Origin of the sequence: Almyronema sp. (assembly GCF_052168255.1) — a bacterium.
GTDB lineage: Bacteria > Cyanobacteriota > Cyanobacteriia > Phormidesmidales > Phormidesmidaceae > Sphaerothrix > Sphaerothrix epifaneia.
Genome location: NZ_JBQLZL010000071.1, coordinates 1 through 3,350 on the forward strand (window position 1 = coordinate 1; position 3,350 = coordinate 3,350).

5 protein-coding genes are annotated in these 3,350 nt (G+C 55.9%); 4 read left to right on the forward strand and 1 reads right to left on the reverse strand.

Annotation, left to right across the window (positions count from 1 at the left end):
• Positions 1-112 precede the first annotated feature (112 nt).
• Complete coding sequence (locus ACTS3T_RS15750; protein WP_462935250.1) at positions 113-400, reverse strand: hypothetical protein; 288 nt, start codon at positions 398-400, stop codon at positions 113-115.
• Positions 401-674: 274 nt separating this feature from the next.
• Here ACTS3T_RS15750 and ACTS3T_RS15755 point away from each other — a divergent pair, with 274 nt between their 5' ends.
• Genes ACTS3T_RS15755 through ACTS3T_RS15770 form a run of 4 tightly spaced genes read left to right on the forward strand, consistent with a single transcriptional unit; the run spans position 675 to position 3,304 of the window.
• Entirely contained in the window at positions 675-1,331 is a 657-nt protein-coding gene (locus ACTS3T_RS15755) for a hypothetical protein (RefSeq protein WP_462935251.1), read from the forward strand.
• On the forward strand, positions 1,331-1,651 hold the full coding sequence (locus ACTS3T_RS15760; protein WP_462935252.1) for a LysM domain-containing protein: 321 nt from the start codon (positions 1,331-1,333) through the stop codon (positions 1,649-1,651). Before ACTS3T_RS15755 ends, ACTS3T_RS15760 begins: the two co-directional genes overlap by 1 nt.
• Positions 1,644-2,780 carry a hypothetical protein gene (locus ACTS3T_RS15765; protein ID WP_462935253.1) on the forward strand — a complete coding sequence of 379 codons (1,137 nt, stop codon included), beginning with the start codon at positions 1,644-1,646 and terminating at the stop codon, positions 2,778-2,780. The genes ACTS3T_RS15760 and ACTS3T_RS15765 overlap by 8 nt, the downstream gene beginning before the upstream one ends.
• Positions 2,777-3,304, forward strand: coding sequence for a phage baseplate assembly protein V (locus ACTS3T_RS15770; RefSeq protein ID WP_462935254.1), 528 nt, complete (start codon positions 2,777-2,779; stop codon positions 3,302-3,304). Before ACTS3T_RS15765 ends, ACTS3T_RS15770 begins: the two co-directional genes overlap by 4 nt.
• The last annotated feature ends 46 nt before the right edge of the window (positions 3,305-3,350 follow it).

Sequence of the window (3,350 nt, forward strand, 5' to 3'; positions counted from 1 at the left end):
TTCACCGTCTGCACCTAAAAAACTACGCCGAACCCAACGACTGGAGCCGCCCCCTACCCACCGGACGGGCTAACGAAGTTATGGTGATTGCCACCAAACGCTGCTACCACAGCTAACGCAATTGCCTCAGCGCGATCGCGCCATCGGGTGAGGCGTTTGGCACCGCCCGCAAGCGGCCACTGGCAGCGTCAAGCCCCCTCTGCCTAGCACCGCCTAAACGCAGCCAACGCCCCACCCGTAATATCAATTCTCGATTTTGGATTTTCGATTTTGAATTGAACAGTCTTGGCTCTGTATACGTTTCGTCAGTCTCATCTGTACCTTGCTTTTGAAGAATCGGGATAACAGCAACCCGCGATCGCTGGCATTGGCTAGCCGCCGCCATCCGGTTAACGAGCATTACGCTTTTGTGCAATAGGTTACGGTTCTGTTTCGTTTCGCAGCATAGAAGCTATTTTTCAGAAAGAGACAGGGATTTCTACCCGGTGCCGCCCGTTAAAAACAAGCGTTTAGCGGTTATCTACCTTCTATCTTCACCGTCAGCGATCGCTTGCAAGATTGACCCACCTCAATGGCCGAAAGCCCGAGAAAATTTGCTGGCCGTAGATAGCCAAGTCTGAACTTTGACCGTTTTGCCGTAATAGATTTGCCGTTATAGAGGGGAGGCGTATTGCATGACGACTTTTCCCGGTTCGCCTCGTTTATTAAAGGGAGGACTTGTGCTCGTTGATGCCAACAACGGCCAGCCGCAGCGCGTCATCAACCTGCAATACAATCCGGCAACGCTGAACCGAACCCTGCAAGTTCAAGGAGTAGAAGCCGGAAACCGCGATCGCTCACAAGCTTTGCGCCTTAAAGGGCCAGCCGTCGAAACCCTCACCCTCGAAGCCGAGATCGACATTGCCGATCAGCTAGAATTTCCTGACCAAAATCCCAACGCCGCTGAATTAGGCATCTACCCGCAGTTGGCCGCGTTAGAAACTATCGTTTACCCCACCAGTGCCCAACTGCAAACCAACGCCGACCTTGCCCAAGCAGGCACGCTAGAAATTATCCCCATGCTGGCACCGCTGACGCTGTTTGTCTGGAGCAAAAACCGGATTATGCCTGTGCGTTTGACGGACTTTAGCATCACCGAAGAAGCCTTTGACCCAGCGCTTAACCCCCTGCGAGCCAAAGTCAGCTTGGGTATGCGGGTGCTGAGTATTGACGACATTCCTTTTAGCAGCTACGGCGGCGGCTTGTTTATGACCTATCTCGGCCAAAAAGAACAGCTAGCGAAAAAGAGCAGCGGCACGCTTAACGCTTTTGGCCTTGGAGGGTTGCCCTAATGCCTGAACCCTTTCCCCCCACCAGTCGCTATCACACCACGGCGATCGCCACCTATACGCCACCCAACGGTGAGCCGATTGCCTATCTGCGCCGCCGCTTTGTGCCACCGCCAGAGCAATTTTCGCTGCTGCAAGTGCATACCGTTCGCGCCGGCGATCGCCCTGACCTGTTAGCTGCCCAGTATTTAGGCGATCCTGAACAATTCTGGCAGATCTGCGATGCCAACGCCGTTATCCAACCCCAAGCGCTGATAGAACCGATTGGCCGCGAACTGCGCATTACGCTGCCCGCAGGCATTCCGGGAGTGCCCTATGCTTAAGGGTCTTTACCTGACGCTAATGGTGGGGCCAGCCGTACCGCTGCCCGTGCCTCAGCTAGTTTTAGACGCCCTCACCGAAGTCACCGTCACCGTGGCAGCGCGATCGGCTAGCGGCTTTCAGCTCAGTTTTGAACTCAGCAACCGTTCACCCCTGCAAACCATTTTTTTGATTGCCAGTGGCGCGACTGTTCCCCTGCTGCGGGTGGTGATAATTGCCACCCTCAACGGCAGACCCGAAGTTTTAATAGACGGCGTAGTCACCAACCAAGAAATTTCACCCGGTAGCGGCGATCGCCCCGCCACGCTAACGATTACGGGCAAAGACCTCACCGAAGTGATGGACTATCAGTTTTTTAGCAATCCCTCCGGTACCCCCTTTCCCGCCATGCCCCCCTTTACGCGGGTGCTGACGATTTTGGCTAAATATGCCGCCTTTGGCCTGATCCCAGTGGTTATTCCTAGCGTGCTGGTAGATGTGCCTATTCCCAGCGATCGCATTCCCCAGCAGCAGGGCACCGATTTAGCCTACATTCGCCAGCTAGCTGCCGAAGTCGGCTATGTGTTTTACCTCAACCCAGGGCCAGCCCCCCTCACCAGCCGCGCCTACTGGGGGCCAGAAATTAAAGTCGGCCAGCCACAGCCCGCCCTCAACGTCGATATGGACGCCTACACCAATGTAGAATCCCTCAGTTTTCGCTTTGATGGCAGCGCCAAAGTCTTACCCATCGTCGTCATTCAAGAACCCACCAGCAAAGCGCCCATCCCCATTCCCATTCCAGACATTACCCCACTCAACCCGCCGCTGGGTGCCATTCCGCCCATTCCTCAGCGCTTTGAAATCATTTCCGACTCAGCCAAGTACTCGCCAGCCCGCGCCGCCTTAATCGGCTTAGCCAAAGCCGCCCAATCCGCCGATGCCGTCTTTGGTTCTGGCAGCTTAGACGTCCTGCGCTATGGCCGCATCCTCAAAGCCCGTGAACTAGTCGGCGTTCGAGGAGCAGGCACCGCCTTTGATGGCCTTTACTACGTTACCAGCGTCACCCACACCCTTACCCGCCAAGCCTATAAGCAAAATTTTCAACTAGCCCGCAACGGCCTAGTTTCTACTGTTTCACAGGTACCCGCATGACCAACGGCGAACGATTTTACGGCAAATATCGCGGCACAGTGGTTAACAACGTTGACCTCAAAGGGCTAGGCCGCCTCCAGGTAAACGTACCCGGTGTTTTGAACGGCATCACCAGTTGGGCCATGCCTTGTTTTCCGTGGGCGGGTTTACAGATGGGCATGTACTTGATTCCACCACCGCAAGCAGGCGTATGGGTAGAGTTCGAGCAAGGCGATCCTGACTATCCCATCTGGGTCGGCTGCTGGTGGGGCGACGCCGACGTCTCCAGCAACGCCCGACAGTTAGCCCCCGGCACCCCCGGCGTCATCATCCAAAGCCTTACCCAAGGCTCCTTAATCATCAGCGACGTCCCCGTCCCCCCCATGAGCGCTCCCGGCGTCATGGTCAACAGCGGCCCAGCCTCCTTCATCACCATCGACGCCACTGGCATCACCATCACCGCCCCCACCATCACCCTCCGCGCCACCGCCATCAACCTCACAGGCATCACCGACATCAACGCCGGTGCCCTCAAAGTCACCTAATCCCCCCCTTTTTATCTCTCCCCCTTTTTATCTCTCCCCCTTTTTA